The 17,743-nt window shown below is 43.1% G+C and carries 12 protein-coding genes and 2 pseudogenes; 7 read left to right on the forward strand and 7 right to left on the reverse strand.

What is annotated here, in order from left to right; all coding sequences use genetic code 11:
* Positions 1–57: 57 nt before the first annotated feature.
* The 3 genes and pseudogenes from sppA (at position 58) to TT12_RS00915 (ending at position 3,175) form a co-directional block, all read left to right on the forward strand.
* A complete protein-coding gene (gene sppA / locus TT12_RS00905) occupies positions 58–1,113 on the forward strand; it encodes a signal peptide peptidase SppA (protein ID WP_045451362.1) in 1,056 nt (351 codons plus the stop codon).
* A 135-nt stretch (positions 1,114–1,248) separates the two neighbouring features.
* Positions 1,249–2,137, forward strand: a pseudogene (locus TT12_RS00910) (alpha/beta hydrolase).
* Between the two features lie 249 nt (positions 2,138–2,386).
* The gene (locus TT12_RS00915) at positions 2,387–3,175 is read left to right on the forward strand and encodes a CPBP family intramembrane glutamic endopeptidase (protein ID WP_045451553.1); all 789 of its coding nucleotides are present in this window, start codon (positions 2,387–2,389) and stop codon (positions 3,173–3,175) included.
* A gap of 66 nt (positions 3,176–3,241) precedes the next feature.
* On the opposite strand, the gene dusA is transcribed toward TT12_RS00915, so the two are convergent.
* The 3 genes from dusA to TT12_RS00930 form a co-directional block, all read right to left on the reverse strand.
* Positions 3,242–4,213: a tRNA dihydrouridine(20/20a) synthase DusA gene (dusA, locus tag TT12_RS00920; RefSeq protein WP_045451365.1), complete on the reverse strand. Its 972-nt coding sequence runs from the start codon at positions 4,211–4,213 to the stop codon at positions 3,242–3,244.
* 128 nt (positions 4,214–4,341) lie between these two features.
* Positions 4,342–5,643 (reverse strand): MFS transporter, encoded by a 1,302-nt coding sequence (locus TT12_RS00925; protein ID WP_045451556.1) that lies wholly within the window; start codon positions 5,641–5,643, stop codon positions 4,342–4,344.
* Between the two features lie 337 nt (positions 5,644–5,980).
* Complete coding sequence (locus tag TT12_RS00930) at positions 5,981–7,621, reverse strand: phospholipase D family protein (RefSeq protein WP_045451368.1); 1,641 nt, start codon at positions 7,619–7,621, stop codon at positions 5,981–5,983.
* 479 nt (positions 7,622–8,100) lie between these two features.
* On the opposite strand from TT12_RS00930, the gene TT12_RS00940 reads away from it, so the two are divergent.
* From TT12_RS00940 to TT12_RS00955, 4 genes are all read left to right on the forward strand, one after another.
* Positions 8,101–9,390 carry an O-succinylhomoserine sulfhydrylase gene (locus TT12_RS00940; RefSeq protein WP_045451559.1) on the forward strand — a complete coding sequence of 430 codons (1,290 nt, stop codon included), beginning with the start codon at positions 8,101–8,103 and terminating at the stop codon, positions 9,388–9,390.
* Positions 9,391–9,641: 251 nt separating this feature from the next.
* Positions 9,642–9,971, forward strand: coding sequence for a YbaB/EbfC family nucleoid-associated protein (locus tag TT12_RS00945; RefSeq protein ID WP_045445429.1), 330 nt, complete (start codon positions 9,642–9,644; stop codon positions 9,969–9,971).
* A 119-nt stretch (positions 9,972–10,090) separates the two neighbouring features.
* Positions 10,091–10,684, forward strand: a complete 594-nt coding sequence (gene recR / locus TT12_RS00950) for a recombination mediator RecR (protein WP_045451374.1) — start codon at positions 10,091–10,093, stop codon at positions 10,682–10,684.
* Positions 10,685–10,821: 137 nt separating this feature from the next.
* The gene (locus tag TT12_RS00955; protein ID WP_201604974.1) at positions 10,822–12,156 is read left to right on the forward strand and encodes a ribonuclease D; all 1,335 of its coding nucleotides are present in this window, start codon (positions 10,822–10,824) and stop codon (positions 12,154–12,156) included.
* A 39-nt stretch (positions 12,157–12,195) separates the two neighbouring features.
* Here TT12_RS00955 and TT12_RS00960 read toward each other — a convergent pair whose 3' ends face one another.
* The 4 genes and pseudogenes from TT12_RS00960 to TT12_RS00975 all read right to left on the reverse strand — a co-directional run bounded on the left by TT12_RS00960 (position 12,196) and on the right by TT12_RS00975 (position 17,706).
* Positions 12,196–12,885 (reverse strand): esterase/lipase family protein, encoded by a 690-nt coding sequence (locus TT12_RS00960; RefSeq protein ID WP_045451564.1) that lies wholly within the window; start codon positions 12,883–12,885, stop codon positions 12,196–12,198.
* 110 nt (positions 12,886–12,995) lie between these two features.
* Positions 12,996–13,616: a hypothetical protein gene (locus tag TT12_RS00965; protein WP_045451377.1), complete on the reverse strand. Its 621-nt coding sequence runs from the start codon at positions 13,614–13,616 to the stop codon at positions 12,996–12,998.
* 337 nt (positions 13,617–13,953) lie between these two features.
* Positions 13,954–16,847 (reverse strand): annotated as a pseudogene (gene gcvP, locus TT12_RS00970) (aminomethyl-transferring glycine dehydrogenase).
* Positions 16,848–16,923: 76 nt separating this feature from the next.
* Positions 16,924–17,706: a nitroreductase family protein gene (locus tag TT12_RS00975; RefSeq protein WP_045451379.1), complete on the reverse strand. Its 783-nt coding sequence runs from the start codon at positions 17,704–17,706 to the stop codon at positions 16,924–16,926.
* Between the last annotated feature and the right edge of the window lie 37 nt (positions 17,707–17,743).

Consider the following 17,743-nt stretch of genomic DNA (forward strand, 5'->3'; position numbering starts at 1 on the left):
CTGTATTTCTATCTTCTCTTTTTATTGCTTTAGACTGTTTCTGACTTAGGAAGTTATATGCCCAACTGGCCACCAGACCCTAACAAACGTCCTGACAATTCGGCAAATCAGCCAGTACCGATGTCGCCGCCAAGCCAGCCGAGTGGACAAGAATGGCGATTGCTTGAAAACACTTTATTGGCTAGTGTGGTCGAGCAACGCCGCGCCCGTCGCTGGAGTATCTTTTTTAAACTATTGACCTTTGGTTATATTTTACTGATATTTCTGACGCTTGGTCGTAGTTGCAGCAGCAGCGCGCCAACGGGTCTAGATGGTGTCGACACGAGCAAGCCGCATCTAGCCGTGGTTGAGCTACAAGGTGTCATTAGTAGTGGCGATGTGGCCAACGCTTATGATGTCAATGAGGCATTGACCCGTGCTTTTGAAAACAGCAATTCAAAGGCGGTAGCTTTGGATATCAATTCACCTGGTGGCTCACCAGTACAGTCTGATGAGATTTGGCAGACTATGATGGATTTGCGTAAAGAATATCCAGACAAAAAACTCTATGCAGTGATTGGTGATATGGGTGCTTCTGGCGCGTATTATATTGCTTCTGCGGCGGATGAGATTTATGTGAACCCGTCAAGTTTGGTTGGCTCTATTGGCGTGATTATGCCAAGCTATAACATCAAAGGTTTGATGGATAAAGTCGGCGTAGAAGATCGTACGATTACTGCTGGTGAATACAAAGACATCTTAAGTTTGTCACGTCCGTTAACGGATTATGAAGAAAAACATGTCGAAAAAGTATTAGACAACACCCACAAGCATTTCATTAATGCAGTGAAAGAAGGTCGTGGTGATCGTCTCAAAAATCCTGAACAAAATAAGCTGTTCTCAGGGTTATTCTGGACAGGCGAGCAGTCGATTGAGCTTGGCTTAGCCGATAAGAAAGGCAGCATCGCTAGCTTAGAAAAGCAGTTAGAGCTGGATAATGTCATCAATTATAGCCCAACAGATCCGTTCCAATTATTCATGGACCGCTTTGCTGTTAAATTGGGTGCGGGCATTGGCTCTAGTGTCAGCCTTGATGTTTTACCGCAAGAAGAAGGCAATGCGCAGATGCGTTAAGCGTTTTATGTTTGAGATTTACTGTGTATGATTGTTGAGGCTGAGCGTATGATTATGCTCAGCCTCAATTGTATATGAGATTCAATGATTATAAAAAACACCCTAAATAGCGACTTAAATCGAAGAGAGCTTATCATGAGTGATGAAATTAATTTGCCAACTTTTACTGCTTTACCTGTCTCTACAATAACCAACAAACCTGTCCTGCATTTTGCTCATGCTAATGGGATGCCAAGTGCGGTTTATCAACCATTTTTTGAGAAGTTAGCAGAATTTTTTACCATTGAATATATTGCCATGCTGGGTGCAACGCCTGATTATCCAGTCGATGACCATTGGCGCAGCTTACACAGCAGATTATTGATAGTGTCAAAAATACCTGTGAGAAGCATGGCGTGTCGCAAGTAGTGGCAGTGGGTCATTCGCTGGGTGCGATGTGTACCTTGCAGGCATTGTATCGTGCGCCGCAGTACTTTGCCCAAGCGGTACTCATGGATCCACCTTGGATTTATGGCAAAGTGAGTTTGCTATGGCATTTGGCAAAGACGGCGGATAGATTGCCGATGATGAATAACCGCCTGATGGATAAATTGTCACCAGCTGGCGTGTCTAAGCATCGCCGTGATGTCTGGGAGAGCCGCGCAGATGCGTATGATAAGATGCGGCACAAAGGTTTTTTCAAAAACTTTGATGAACGTAGTTTCAAGGCTATATCGAGCATGGGCTACACGAACGTGCGGATGGCAAAGTGACATTGGCGATTCCGAAAGCCAGTGAGGTCGCTGTCTTTCGCACCAATCCATCTTGGTATTGGCTGGCACCAAATCATGGACCAAAGCCGCCTGTTACTTTGATTATCGGTCAAGACAGTATCTTTTTAAAACGCCGATTTCCGCAACAAATAAAGTCGCGTTTGAATATTCCTTATGAGACCCATGCCGGTGGTCATATGTTTCCACTTGAGTATCCAGAGTCGGTCTCTCAGCAAGTATTATCATTGATTGAGCAGCAACTACCAACATAATCGCTGATGACTATTTATGCTCATTATTGCTTATGCTAGGGCGTGTCCTCATTTTAAAAATGATGATAAAAATGAGATAAATTGCCGTCAAACAAGGAAAGTAGCGTAAATAATATCGAGATATTGATAAGCTATTTAACGATGTTTGGCAAAATTTAGCCATTTTTAACTCATTTAGAGGATAATCGATTGAATTGAGGACACGCCCTAGATGCGAGCTGACAAAATATCCGTTTGAGTAATGACTTTATGCTAAAAAATGCTACTGGTTCGCACAATCTTAATACGCCGCCTAAGCGCACGCCGCTATTTTCACGATTGGGTGTGTTTCTACTGACTGTTGGCATGCTAATGGCATTTTTTATCAGTCAGCTGCTAGGCGTGTATATCGCTGGCAAGCTGGTATTACCGGCTGCTAAAAATTCAACCATGGCTGATATTTTCTTTTTCGGCAGCAACGATGGCACTGTGGTCAGCCTCTCTATTATGATAGGCTGCGTGCTACTGGTTGCTATTAGTCTCTTGGTTATTCGTATAAGAGGGGGCGATAGTCGTCAGTATTTAGCGTTAAAGCCGTTCTCATTTGCGGTGGGTATGGGATTGCTTGGGCTGCTGTTGATATTTATGATTGGCAGTCAGGCATTGACTTATTTGCTTGATAAATCGCCATTGCTCTTCGTCGATCCTTTATATCAGTCTGTCAGCTCAGTATGGCTGTTGATGTTTGCAATGGTCATTGTCGCGCCAATCTATGAAGAGCTGATATTTCGTGGTCTATTATGGTCAGCGATCGCAGAGCAATTTACCTCGTCAACTTATTCAAAGCATCGAGGGGCGATCGTAGCAAGTGTCGTGACCAGCTTGATATTTGCGGTGATCCATGTGCAGTATGGTATTTATGAAATCAGTACCATTGTGGTACTGGCATTGATATTTTGCTACGCGCGTATCAAGTCAGGCTCGCTGTTACTGCCGATATTATTGCATATCGTGAATAATGGGGCGGCGATGTGGCAATATATTGCGCAAATCGCCTAAATAAACAATGGCTATTTCGGCGTTATTATTACACTTTTATAGCTGTCATCATAATGATGAATTTTCTTAAGTATCAGGATTTAGTAGTAACACCTCATCCGCTGCCCGTTTAATATCATCGATTGTTAGCTGAGGTTTGCCACTTAACGCCTGTCGCCATTTGCGCGCACCCGTCAGTCCTTGAAACAGCCCTAAATAATGTCTTGTCATCGTTGGCAGTGCTTCACCTTTAGCAATCTGCGCCTCCATATACGGATAAAGCTGCACTAAAATATCTGAGCGCTTAGGTGCTGGTTCGTTCCATAAGCTATTGGTTTCTGCTAATAGGTAAGGGTTGTGATAAAACGCGCGACCAATCATCACGCCATCCACATGCTGCAAATGTGCTTCGATATCTTTAACAGTATCGATGCCGCCATTAATCTCGATATCAAGCTGTGGAAAGTCTTGTTTGAGACGATAGACATCCTCATAACGTAGTGGTGGTATCTCGCGATTTTGCTTGGGGCTAAGCCCCTGTAGCCATGCAGTACGTGCATGGACAATAAAGCGTGTGCAACCCGCTGCTGCCACTTTTTCTACAAAATCAACCATAAACTCATAACTGTCAAAATCATCGATACCAATACGATGCTTCACGGTTACTGGGATATCGACCGCCGCTTGCATGTGTTTGACCAAATCGGCAACCGTGTGCGGCTCTGCCATGAGGCAAGCACCAATCTTATTATGCTGTACGCGATCAGAGGGACAACCAACATTGATATTGACCTCATCATAACCATGCTGCTGCGCAAATTCAGCACATTGCGTCATCTCGCTAATATCTGCGCCGCCCAGCTGTAGTACAAGCGGATGCTCAAGCGTATCAAAGCGCAGATGCCGTGCTCGATTGCCATGTATCAGCGCGCCCGTACTGATCATCTCGGTGTACAAATAAACATGCGGATTAAAAAGCCGAGCAAAATAACGATAATCCGTCGTTGTCCAGTCGATCATGGGTGCGACTGAGAGTCGTTTGTTGGTCATATCAACCATGGTTTTGAGCCTTAATATTTTATAATATTGGTGTCTTAAATAAATGAACAAGGTGCAATGTATGAGACATACGATTGCACCTTAATTTTTTAATTTCAATCGTTATGCAGATAATAGGCAGCTACTAGCTAAATAATGTGGTCGATTTTTTTAAATTCAGGCAAATTATAAAAATAAATACCCATTATTATGCCGATAAAACCGATAAACGCAATGTAGAGCGCTGGTGAGAAGCTCACATACAAAGTGGCATAACCCAGCCCGAAAGGCACAAGTACTCCAACAATACCGTAGGCGATATTATAACAAAAAGCCATTCCTGTTAGTCGTACATTGGTCGGAAATAACTGTACAAGGATGGCAGGTATCATCCCAACGATGCCAGCACAAAAGCCTAAAAGCGCATACATAATGAGGATGTAGTCACCGCTGGCTTGCAGATGGTAGAAAAAGGCAAACATCTGAGCGATCAAAAGAATAGAGCCAACCGTCAGAATCTTACCGAAGTTTTGGTGGTTGGATATTATCCCATAAAAAATACAACCAAAAACCATGAACACAATACCCAGACTGTGTGAGAATCCAAATAAATCGCTGTCTAAGGTAAAACGTAATTCAATCAAATCGGGTAGCAATAGCACAACAACGGTCGTGATGCTAGAAACAATAAGCGTGAGAACCATGCCGATAAATAGCGAATGTTTGCAATGCTTAAAGAGTAAATTGAAGGGTTTGGCAACATAATCGCTCGGCTTTGAGTTTTTCATTTCTAGAAAAAAGGGTGACTCATCTATCCATCGCCACGCCAATAATGGTAATAAACTCAGAATAGCCGCGATGAAAAATGGCAAGCGCCAGCCGTAATTAGCCAATTGCTCAGTCGTCATAGAATTGGTTAACCAAAGAAAAAAGGCATTAGAAAACAGCACGCCTACATAAAAACTGGCGGTGACATAGCTACAAGATACTGACGAGTATTGGCGCGGTACATGCTCTGCCACAAAAACCCAAGCGAGTGGCACATAAAGACCAAATGCCATGCCTTGTATCAGCCTCAAGACTATAAATAAGGTTGGTGCAATCAGCCCCCATTGCCCATAGGTAGGTAAGCATGCCATCGCCAACAAGCTGACCGCCGTCACTAATATACTGATCAATAGTATGGGTTTTCGGCCTTTGATATCACCATAACGACCAAAGATGATACCGCCAAGTGGGCGTGCCAAATAGCCAATTGCAAATAGACCAAGCCCTTGCACCTTTGTAATAGCTGGGTCAATATTAGCAGGGAAAAAAGCGGTCGCCATGATATCTGCTAGATATAAATAAATCAAAAAATCAAAAAACGCGACTGCGCTGCTAAAGCAGATAAACAGTACGGTGTTTCTGTCTTTAGAAGACATCATTGCATATTGAGAACGAGAAGGCATAATAGGTCGCGCATCCACATATAATAGTATTCGTTAAGCCGATTATTATCTGGATAACCGGCTATAATAAAAAACGACAAATCAATATGAAAAATAATGATTTGCCGAAAAAATAAAGACGTTTGAGCTAAAAGTTATTGGGCAACAAGCTCGGAGTTAAAAGCACTTGAATGAATAGTGCTTAAATGAAAAGTACTCCAACTAAAAAGTACTCAAACTAAAAAAGTGCTCAAACTAAAAAAGTGCTCAAACTAAAAAAATTGGGCAAAAGAATCACTCAATAGCGCTGTTATTATTTAAATATGACTAAGTTTTAGAGTGTTTTTAATGGTGGCAGCTATAGCAACCAATCAATAGGTAGCCATGACATGATAGTCAGCCAGACATGATCGCTGATATCGACGCGTGGCTCTGAATCATAAACCACTTTTTTATCGTCTTCCATAGTATGCCACTGTAGCTTACCATTATCTGATAGTTTGACTTCATAAGCTTGGTTTAGCAGGTCATCGCTCAGCGCACCATGCAATTGTTTTGCCAGCTCATCATCATTGATGATCACACCCATTTCTGTATTGATATTGGCAGATCGAGGGTCGACATTATAGGAGCCAATGAATACTTGATAGTCATCAACGGCAAACGTTTTTGCATGTAAACTGGTTGAGGATTGACTACGAGCTTTCCAAAGCTTGTTTTCGCGTTTTTCTTCAGAGGCAGTGGATTTTAGCTCGTAGATTTTGACACCAGCGCGCAGCAAGTTAGGTCGCCATTGACTATAGCCAGAATGCACAGCAGTCACGTCGGTCGCATCAAATGAATTGGTCAAAATCTTAATCTCGATACCAGCTTCAGCCAATTGCACTAAAGTATTGACACCATCTTTGGTGGGTACAAAGTAAGAGGAGATGATGGTTAGCTTTTTGGTTGGGCTGCCTAATAAGGTACGCAGTTGATGCACCAAATTGGTATCCGCTGGTACCGTTTTAGTCAGCTTGCCTACATCATCACTCAAAAACTGCATGTCTGTCCAGCGAAAAGGCACGCGTTTATTGACCAAGTCACTGTCTATCGTTGACTCTTCTAGCGCTTCTTTATACACCGTCAAATGATTGTCGCTACCTTTTTCATCCTGACCGAGCTTGTCCAGTGCCGCTAGGAAATCAGGCGCTGTATTGTTGTCAGGCTTCACTAGCGTTTCGATGTCAAATGACAAAGGCGAAGACCAATAGCTTGAAAAACTGTTGTCAATATCTGCGACGACTTTACCGATGAGTAAAACATCCAAATCCGCAAATTGACTATTTTGGTCATTGCTTAAATATTCATTGCCAATATTACGTCCCCCAATGATGGTAATCTGCTTATCAAAAGTCATGCTTTTATTGTGCATGCGGCGATTGATACGTGGCAGACCTGTGACGTAGTTTAATGTTTGAAACTTACGGTGCATCAGCGGATTGATGATTCGTACCGCAATGTTCGGATGACTGGAAAAACGTAATAAATGCTGATCGAAGGTGGCGTCATTATTAAAATCATCTAATAGTAAGCGTACAATGATGCCGCGTTCAGCCGCTTCCCACAGATCTTTCAATAGTAGCTGACCAGCTTGGTCATTATGCCAAATATAATACTGCGCATCGATATTACGTGTGGACATGTCCGTTAATATACTGCGAGAAGCAAAAGCATTGGCACCAGTTACAATGGGGTGGTAGCCGGATAAATCTGGGTGAATATCATTCTGCTCGCTAATCGATGCTACCAAATCAACGTCATTGGTTGCTACTGTGTCACTTTGTCCAGTTTCTTGATTGTCTTCGTGTTGATATAAGTCATGTACTCGTGCTGATAATGCTTGGCTCTCAGGTAAGTGCGGCTGTTTTGGCAAAACCTGACATCCACTAAGACCTAAGGTTAGTCCGAGTGTTAGACTCAACGATAAGTTGCTTGGTTCTATACTGAACATCGACATAAATGAATTACCTTAGTGAGCCTTACATAAAGAAGTATTTGTTAGAAAGTAAGCGTGAGGGCATGTCCTCATTTTTAGTCCATTAAAAAGACTATCAATTGAATGAAGGACATGCGCTAGTGCATCGTTTATTTTACCGATGATAGCACTGATTACGAAGCGTATAACAATATCGCCCAAGACAAAAATTAAATCGCCGCTAAGCTTATCAGCTGTCGTCATCTATGCCTATTATAAATACGTTATTTTTGTTAGATTCAGCGACTTATTCAGTCATTATTTACTTATCGTCTCTCTTTCATCTGTTGTTAAGAAAGAGGTAGATGTGTATTCAAAAATAATATTTAGCCATCGCTTGAAACCAGCTGTGTGGAATAAGTTGACATGATATGATAACGCTGATGCATTCGGTCGATAATCAGAAGAATAAGCAGTCATTTTATATCAATCAAAATACCAATCAAAGCAACGGAATATTTATGAGTCAGTCGCAAGCCCATGATGATAAAAATGTAGATAAATTAGATCCAAACTGGCGCAGTGACGCGCTCAATTTAGATCTCGATTATGGTATGCAAACCATTGCTGTACGGGCAGGGCAACATCGTACCGATGAGGGTGAGCACTCAGAGGCTATCTTTACTACCAGCTCGTACGTGTATACCTCAGCGGCAGATGCCGCGGCACATTTTAATGGAGACAAGACGGGCAACGTTTACTCACGCCACACCAATCCAAGTGTGCGTACCTTTGAGCGTCGTTTAGCAGCGCTTGAAAACGGAGAGCGTGCAGTGGCGACAGCCTCTGGCATGGGCGCGATTTTGACTATGTGCTTGGCATATCTGAAAGCGGGCGATCATTTGCTTGCTGCCAATCAATTATTTGGCTCATCGATTGGTCTATTTAATAATTATATGGCAAAGTTCGGTGTGGAAGTCAGCTACGTTGATTGCTTCGATAATGAGGCGTGGGCAAACGCCGTTCAACCAAACACCAAAGTCATTTATTGCGAAAGCCCAAGTAATCCATTGGCACAGATTTGTGATATTGGCTTTTTAAGCCAGCTGTGTAAAGCCAATGATATCTTATTGGTCGTTGATAATTGCTTTGCCACTCCAGCTTTGCAGCGTCCACTTGATTTGGGTGCCGATGTGGTGATTCATTCTGCCACTAAATATTTAGACGGTCAGGGGCGAGTACTTGGCGGCGCACTAGTTGGTAGCGATAAGCTGATGCAAGAGGCGTTTACTGTGGTACGTTCAGGCGGTATCAGTATGAGTCCATTTAACGCATGGGTATTTACCAAAGGGTTAGAGACGCTGAAACTGCGTATGCAAGCGCATTGTCAAAATGCCAATCAAGTAGCAGAGTTTTTGGTCAATCATCCCAATGTTAGTGCCGTACATTTCTCAGGTTTGAGTGATCATCCTGCTCATGAGCTTGCGACGCGTCAACATCATATGAAAGGTGGCTATGGTGCTATCATGGGTTTTGAAGTAAAGGCTTCTGACAGCACTGATTCAAATAGTCGTGATTCGAAATCTGCGGCTTGGCATGTCATTGATTCCACCCAAATGGTCTCTATTACCAATAACTTGGGCGATGCTAAAACCACCATTACCCATCCCGCGACCACCACCCATTTTCGCTTGAGTGCAAAAGAGCGCGCTGAAGCGGGCGTAAAAGATTGTCTTATTCGTTTGTCAGTAGGCTTAGAAGATGTAGAAGATATCATCAAAGATTTGGCGCGTGGTTTAGACAGTTTGTAAAGATAACGGTATAATCGCGGTTAGCACTTTATATTAGGGCGTGTCCTTATTTCAAAAATGGTGATAAAAATGAAATAAATTGCCGTTAAACGAGGAAAATAGCGCAGATAATATCGGGATATTAACCAGCTATTTAACGATGTTTGGCAAAATTTAGCCATTTTTAACCCGTTTAGATATGATCAATTGAATTGAGGACACGCCCTAGTAAAATATCAATCATTTATGATTAAAAAACAAAAGAGGCAACTATGAATATTCAAGCATTAATGCAACAAGCACAAACGATGCAAAAGAAAGTCGAAGCAAACGTTGAAAATGCTAAGAAAGAGCTTGCGAATAAAGAAGTACAAGCTGAAGCGGGCAGTGGTCTGGTAAAAGTCACCATGACGGGTCGCCATGTGGTTAAGCGTTTAACCATCGATCCAAGCTTGCTAGAAGATGAGCCAGATATGATCGAAGATCTTATCGCTGCTGCTATCAATGACGCCGTTCGTCAAGCAGATGCGCTATACGAAGAAACCATGGCTGGCGCGACCTCAGGCATGGGTCTACCACCTGGTATGCAAGGTATGTTCTAAGTCGTTATTTTTTAAGCCAAACACGACATATTAAAGACAAAATGGGGTTGTTATCGACATGATACGACCCCATTTTCATAGCTACGATTTATAAATTAAGTTAAATAAAGGAAGATGCTTTGCTGACAGCCAAATTTGATCAGCTGGTTAAACAGCTGCGTATTTTGCCGGGTGTGGGTCAAAAAAGTGCCCAACGTATGGCGCTGCATTTGCTCACCAAAAAACGTCCACAAGGCATGGCACTTGCCCAAGCGCTTGATGAGGCGATGCGCGATATCGTCGAATGCCAACGCTGCCATAGCTTCAGTGATGATCAAATCTGTCCGCTGTGCCAAGATCCGCGCCGTGATGATGCCTTGCTATGTGTGGTTGAGACCGCAGCAGACGTGATGGCTATCGAACAAACCGCAGGCTACCGTGGCCGCTACTTTGTGTTAGGTGGTCATTTATCACCGATTGATGGCATTAGCGCTGATGATCTGAATATTGAACAACTGGTCTGGCGGGTCAAGCAAGAGCCTGTTGAAGAGTTGATATTGGCGACTGGTACGACTGTCGAAGGGCAGACCACCGCGCACTTTATCAGTGCAGCGGTTAGTCGTCATGTTAATAAGGTCACACGTTTGGCACAAGGTGTACCAATGGGCGGCGAGCTTGAATATCTTGATAGCATGACCCTTGGACAAGCGATGCAAAATCGTTCATTTTTATAGCATCTTTTTATAAGGACCAAGTCTTTTCCATTTTATTTTATGAAATTGTTATAATTGATTCACTAGTATTTTATTATTTACTTTTATCGAGACGCCTCTAGCGTTTTATTTTTTCCTATTTATGCAGGTATCTGCCCGTGTCCAACCATGCTCCAACAGCTTCAACTGCTGCCATCCAATCAAACCTTGTAGACAACATTAACATTGCTACTTCTGATGATTTATTAGCACAATCAATTAATTCTAAAATAGAGTCAGCAGATCTGCCCTCAGAGCCAGATATTGATGCGTTGCTAGATAGTGCCGACGAAGCTGCTGTCACGTGGGTGCGTGAACAAAATGGTTTGGCTGAAGTTATCGATGCATTGGCAACTTGTGGTCGGGTGGCGTTAGATACCGAGTTTATCAAACGTGATACTTATTATCCGCGCTTGGCATTGGTGCAGCTGAATACTGGCAATCATATTTATTTATTAGATGCCCCGCAGTTGCAACTGACCGAACTGTGGCAGGCACTGGCCAAAGTTGATGTGGCGATTTGGCATGCCTGTGGTGAGGATTTAGGGATTTTTTATCTACTCTCTGGTTGTCCGCCATTGACCAATATATTTGATACGCAAATTGCGTTGTCTTACTTAACGGGTCAATTGCAAATGGGCTATCAGCAAGCGCTTGACGACCAGCTAGACATGCACATTGATAAAGAACAAAGCCAGTCGGACTGGCTGCAACGTCCATTATCAGACGAGCAAGAGCAGTATGCGATTGATGACGTACGCTTTTTGCCAGCACTTTATTTAAGTCTTGAATATGCGTTAAAAAAGCAAGGTTTATACGATTATGTATGGGCAGATTGCCAGCTTTATGCCAGTGATTTGTATGATACTCAGCATGTTGAAGACAGCGCAATGTACCTAACAATGGCAGATTATCGTTATACTTCACAGCAGATGGCGATACTGCAAGCGGTTGCGACGTGGCGCGAGGAGCTGGCACGTTCGACCAATCAGCCACGTACGTTTGTGATTAAAAAACAAGCAGTACGTGAGATCATCACTGAAAAACCAAGCAATATGCGAGAGCTTGCGCACAAAACCACGATGCACCGCAGTATGTTGCGCTTATACGGCGAAGAGCTGCTAAAAGTGATAAATCAAGCAAAAAACCTGCACCCTGCTGAATATCCTGACTGCCTATTACCGCCGTATCGCTCAAAAAATAAAGTACTGTCAAAAGCAGTGCAGCAAGCGATCGATAATCACGCACGAGCTATCGGCGTACCTGACAATGTATTGATGCGTAAAAAGTGGCTCGGGCAATTGTATGAAGTAATTGCTTTTGATAAAGATTTAAGCGAGTTGCCAGAGGGATTAAAAGGCTGGCGGAATGACTGGGTCATGAACACCCTGATTCCAGTCATCAAAAAACATAAAACTGAGTTGCAGCAGGGTATGGGTATCAACGTTCGATAAGCCATAAGATTCTATCATTGATAAAAGATGATGCTTTTCTCAAGACGTAAGTTTGTTATGCTCGAACTGTCCATGTTGTAAAAAGTACTTGGTTTGCGCGGCTACTGTTTTATCGACCAGCATCCCAGTATGCGAGACTGGTAAAACTATGTGATCCGTGGCAGCCTCTATTTTGGTTTCTTCTATATATACTGTGCCATCGTGTAGTAGGTGTTCTACTGATGGCATATTATTTGTCTTACGCAATTTTCGATTATGATACTGTAAAAACAACTGCCCTAGGCCATAAGGACGATTACCCGCAATCACCCCAAGGGTAATATGCTCCGGTAAAGGTGCTACGCTGCCATCTAACGCATCGATGTATGAGCGACCCACTACAGCTGGGGTCAAGCGCCAAATGTAGTCAGCACATACACTGCCTACATGCGGTGTCCCAAGTGTCACGCAGCGTCCTATCTGCCACTGCGGATATGCAGTGACAAAATCACGAATAATCAGACCGCCCAAACTATGACCGACCAAATCTATCGGTTGGTCAGGGTGATGATGGTTTTCTAGCCAGCTATTTAGGCGGGCACTATTGGTTTTGATACCGTCACGCATACTACGATAACCGAATTGATGAGTATCAAATCCTGTTGCTTGCAAGCGTTTGGCGAGTGGTCGCATGATCCAAGCGGTTTGGTGCAGACCATGGATGAGAATGACGCAGTTTTTTTGTGGCATGGCATTTTCCAACAAAGTAAAAATAGTTTTGATAACATATGAAAAAGAATGCTAAAAACATGAAGAACCAGTCTTTATAACTCATATAATCTATGTATATTAAATCTAGCTCAAGTTTGACTCATTTTACGGAGTTCTATTCCCAACCTTATATGGCAATATATAATAAGGATAATTGAGCAAACCACTGCCCAACCTAGAAAGCTTAGTAAGTACTTATCCCAATGTTTATAGATAACAAGTTGGTAGTTGTGATTCAGCTTTCTGTTTTCTGCAATTTCTTGATTTTCTAAGTAATCTATAAAAGCGCCACTATCATCATATCCAAAGCAGTTTTGTTTCCACCATTCATTAGAATGCTGAGTTTTCCAAATTACTTCTCCATAACTACCATATAATTGAGCTTTGCACAGCTTTTTTTGGAAGTTGTTACTAACTGCGCTAGGACTTCTGTTAAAAACTACTACTCCTAATATATTAGCAGTAGTAATAGGTTGGTCATCAAATAATACAGTCTTCTGATCAAGTAGGTTTACTTTAACAATTTGGCAGATTGCTATTTCATCAGGTCGTTTTTTTTCACAGCTGATGTTTAACTTATAGTCATTAAAATAGATACTGATAACTGTGGCTAGAGCAGCAAAAAACATGATGCCTGCTATGAGTATGACACCTTCAAGCTGAATGGGCTCGTGATTAGACACTGTCGTATTTTTATTTGCACGAGTCATTTTAGCTATTCCACATAAGATTAAATGAGAAGATCATTATAAAGCGTTTGCTTATAGACACAATTATGATTTTAACTAACTATAGTCGATTAAATTTAAAAAGAATTAAGTGCTGCTGAGATAAGTTTTACGTAGCATCTACAGTGACGAAGTCGCACAGCAAGCAAGGAAAATATGTATTAGTAGCAGGCTATTCTGATCATCTTTTGTTTTATTTAGAGTTAACCATGCTAAGAGCATAACAAGTCAGATAAAGTACATACAAAATAAAAACCTCCAAATCAGCTGCTGACTTGGAGGTTTATTTTTATATCAACTGTTCATACTTATTTGAAAACTACATATAGTTTTCGATACTTGGGCAAGAACACATGAGATTCTTATCACCATAAGCGTCATCGACACGTGCTACACTCGGCCAGAACTTATGGGCGCGGATATAAGGCAGTGGGAATGCTGCTGTGTCACGGCTGTATGGGTGCGTCCATTCGCTGTTGGTGACCATCGCCGCGGTATGCGGCGCGTTGACTAGTGGGTTGTCTTCTAACGTCCAACCCTCTTCGCCAGCTTTGGCTTTCATTGCTTCGGCTTTGATAGATTTTAGGGCACTGATGAAACGATCTAATTCTTCTTTAGATTCAGACTCAGTTGGTTCAATCATCAACGTACCTGCAACTGGGAAGCTCATCGTTGGTGAGTGGAAACCGTAATCCATCAAGCGCTTAGCAATATCGCTTTCACTGATGCCAGTCTCTTCTTTCAACGGACGAATATCGATGATACATTCGTGCGCGACGCGACCATTTTTGCCCGTATAAAGGACAGGGTAGTGGTCTTTTAATTGAGCAGCGACATAGTTAGCATTTAATAGCGCAAGCTCAGTTGCTTTTAGCAGACCATCACGACCCATCATGGCAATGTACATCCATGAAATTGGTAGGATGCTTGCTGAACCATAAGGGGCTGCCGATACGGCCGAGCAGTCTTTTTGTGCATTATGCACAGGCTCAATGTATGGTTGGCCATAAAGGGTGCTAAATGCGATTTCATGCCGATAGGCCCATGCCTGGACCACCGCCGCCATGCGGGATGCAGAAGGTTTTATGCAAGTTCATGTGCAATACATCAGCGCCAACGTCAGCCGGTTGCATCATGCCAACCTGTGCATTCATATTGGCACCATCCATATAAACCTGACCGCCATGTTTATGGATAAGGTCACAGATTTTACGGATGCCTTCTTCAAACACGCCATGCGTCGATGGATAAGTAATCATCAAAGCACCTAGATTGGCACTGTTTTCTTCACACTTAGCAGTTAGATCATCGATATCAACGTTACCATTGTCATCGGTTTTAACCACGATTACTTTCATGCCCATCATCATAGCCGTCGCAGGGTTAGTACCGTGCGCTGACTGAGGGATTAAACAAACATCACGGTCAGTTTCACCCAATGATTCGTGATAACGGCGAATCGCTAGCAGACCAGCATACTCACCTGAAGCGCCAGAGTTTGGCTGCATAGACACATCATCAAAACCAGTAATGGCTTTCAGCTGGTCTTGCAAGCTATCAATCATGGCAACGTAGCCTGTGACTTGGTCACGTGGTGCAAAAGGATGCACATTAGCAAATTCAGGCCACGTAATCGGTAGCATCTCGCTGGTGGCATTCAGTTTCATGGTACAGCTACCCAATGAAATCATGCTGCGGTTCATTGCCAAATCTTTGTCTTCAAGTGATTTTAAATAACGCAGCATTTCATGTTCAGTATGATGCGAGTTAAATACTGGATGCGATAAAATAGCATCGGTACGCAAGTGTGCACTATCAAGAGAAACGCGAGCGTCTTCTGGTAGGTCATGTGCTTTACTAACAAACAGCTGAGTTAATACGCTAAAGTCTTGTTGATCGCTGGTTTCACTAAACGCGACGCTTAATTTGGTTTCACCAAGACGCCATAAGTTATAGCCTACATTGTCAGCATTTTCGAAAATTTGAGTGGCCAGTTTTTCTGAGCCACAATCAACGACGACGCTGTCAAAGAACTGATCATGTACCACGTTTAAATTGCTGTCATTAGCATTTTTAATGACATCAGCAAAGGCAGTGGCAAACGCGTGAATACGAGTTGCAATACGCTTTACGCCACCTGGACCATGATAAACGGCATACATACCGGCTAGGTTAGCAAGCAATACTTGTGAGGTACAGATGTTTGAGTTGGCTTTTTCGCGGCGGATATGCTGCTCACGAGTTTGTAGTGCCATACGGAGGGCAGTATTGCCTTGTGAATCTTTAGAGACGCCGATGATACGACCAGGAGCTGAGCGTTTGGCTTTATCAGAGAAGGCAAAGTAAGCAGCATGTGGACCGCCAAAGCCCATTGGAATACCAAAACGCTGCGTGCTACCTAAAGCGACGTCTGCGCCCATATCGGCTGGTGACTTTAATAGCACCAAGCTCATGATGTCACTGACGACACTCACATAAGTTTTGTTTTTCTTCACGGCAGCGATAACGTCGGTTAAATCTTTAACATCGCCTTCAACACCGACATATTGGAATAGCGCACCGAAATAATCGCCTGATTTAGCCAGTTCAAAATCACCAACCACCACTTCCCAACCAAAGTACTTGGCACGGGTATTAATAACATCTAAGGTTTGTGGATAGATACGGTCATCAACAAAAAACTGCGTCGATTTGCTTTTGCTGACACGCTTTGACATTGCCATGGCTTCTGCAGCTGCGGTTGCTTCATCAAGCAATGACGCGCCAGCGAGCTCAAGACCAGTCAAATCAATACATACTTGTTGGAAGTTAAGCAAGGCTTCTAAGCGACCTTGGGCAATCTCTGCCTGATAAGGCGTATAAGCGGTGTACCAGCCTGGGTTTTCAAGGACGTTACGCTGAATGACCGCAGGCATACGTACTGGCGAATAGCCTTGTCCGATATAGCTCTTATTAACAGTGATGTCATCTGCATGGTACGCAATTTGGCAAGCGCGGCATGCTCACTCATCGCTACTGGCAAATCTAGCTCTTTATGCAAGCGCACTGGCTCAGGCACGGTATCGTTGATGAAGCTCGCCATGTCTTGATAACCAACGGCACTGAGCAGGTCAGCTTGCTTGGTCTCATTAGAGCCGAGATGACGATAGACAAATTCAGCTTCGTTGAATAAACTTTAAAGGTATCAAACGTTGGGTTTTGCGAGATAGTCATGACAATCCTTGGTTAAGGGAGTAATAAAGGGATGGCTAAAATAACTAGTAATAATAACTAATGACGGTTTAAGATTTTATACGTAATGAACAAATTGCTTTTGGTCAAAGCGGAACTGGCTGTTGTAAACGCCATTATCAGCGCGCTCACCAGCACCAATCATCATAATGATATGTTGATCGTCGCTTAAATTTAATAAGCGCTTCATGGCAGGCTCATCAAAACCACCCATCGGACAGCTATCAAAGCCATGCGCGCGTAGTGCAAGCATTAGGTTTTCAGCCGCAAGGGCGGTATTGTTGGTTGCCCAGTTTTTGGTGTCTTCAAAAGTATAGTAAGGTGATTTAATCGGACCTTTTACCCGTCTGACCACTTGAGTCGCACCCCATTTAGCCGCTGATACCACATTGGCAGGTCCTCGTAAGAAGTCCATGGCAACGACTTTGGTATAATAGTCTTTAACCTTTTTGGGTACTGGCTTATCAGGGTATTCGCGCAATATTTGCTTGGCATGGTCATGCCACACATCGGTGCGCGCAACGACTGCGATTAAACGAGCGGCGGTTTTCGCTGCATTTTGATTCATGCAGTTTTTCACCGCGCGTTTGCGCTTGTCCGCATCATCAATCACATAAAATTCCCACGGCTGTAGATTGCTAGAGTTTGGTGCAAGCATGGCCAAACGCAAACAGTCTGCTAACACATCATCAGGTATCGGTGTGTCGGTAAAGCGGCGGACTGAACGACGTGATTCAATCACTTCGCGAAACGCTTGCAGCTGCGGTGTATTATCAGGCGTGGCAAATTTTTCTTGAGAACTTGCTTGAGCGTTTGCTTGATTATCAGTGTCAGGGGTCATATGAGAATCCATGCTGGAGATTAAGTGATCAACTTGG

The sequence above is a fragment of the Psychrobacter sp. JCM 18903 genome (genome assembly GCF_000586475.1).
Classification (GTDB): Bacteria; Pseudomonadota; Gammaproteobacteria; order Pseudomonadales; family Moraxellaceae; genus Psychrobacter.

Excerpts from the sequence above, each read along its gene's own strand:
- TT12_RS00945 (WP_045445429.1), top strand. The coding sequence starts at position 9,642 with ATGAATATTCAAGCATTAATGCAACAAGCACAAACGATGCAAAAGAAA.
- TT12_RS00925 (WP_045451556.1), bottom strand. The coding sequence starts at position 5,643 with ATGCCTTCTCGTTCTCAATATGCAATGATGTCTTCTAAAGACAGAAAC.
- TT12_RS00960 (WP_045451564.1), bottom strand. The coding sequence starts at position 12,885 with ATGCCACAAAAAAACTGCGTCATTCTCATCCATGGTCTGCACCAAACC.
- TT12_RS00965 (WP_045451377.1), bottom strand. The coding sequence starts at position 13,616 with ATGACTCGTGCAAATAAAAATACGACAGTGTCTAATCACGAGCCCATT.
- TT12_RS00930 (WP_045451368.1), bottom strand. The coding sequence starts at position 7,621 with ATGTCGATGTTCAGTATAGAACCAAGCAACTTATCGTTGAGTCTAACA.
- TT12_RS00975 (WP_045451379.1), bottom strand. The coding sequence starts at position 17,706 with ATGACCCCTGACACTGATAATCAAGCAAACGCTCAAGCAAGTTCTCAA.
- TT12_RS00915 (WP_045451553.1), top strand. The coding sequence starts at position 2,387 with ATGCTAAAAAATGCTACTGGTTCGCACAATCTTAATACGCCGCCTAAG.
- TT12_RS00940 (WP_045451559.1), top strand. The coding sequence starts at position 8,101 with ATGAGTCAGTCGCAAGCCCATGATGATAAAAATGTAGATAAATTAGAT.
- dusA (WP_045451365.1), bottom strand. The coding sequence starts at position 4,213 with ATGGTTGATATGACCAACAAACGACTCTCAGTCGCACCCATGATCGAC.
- sppA (WP_045451362.1), top strand. The coding sequence starts at position 58 with ATGCCCAACTGGCCACCAGACCCTAACAAACGTCCTGACAATTCGGCA.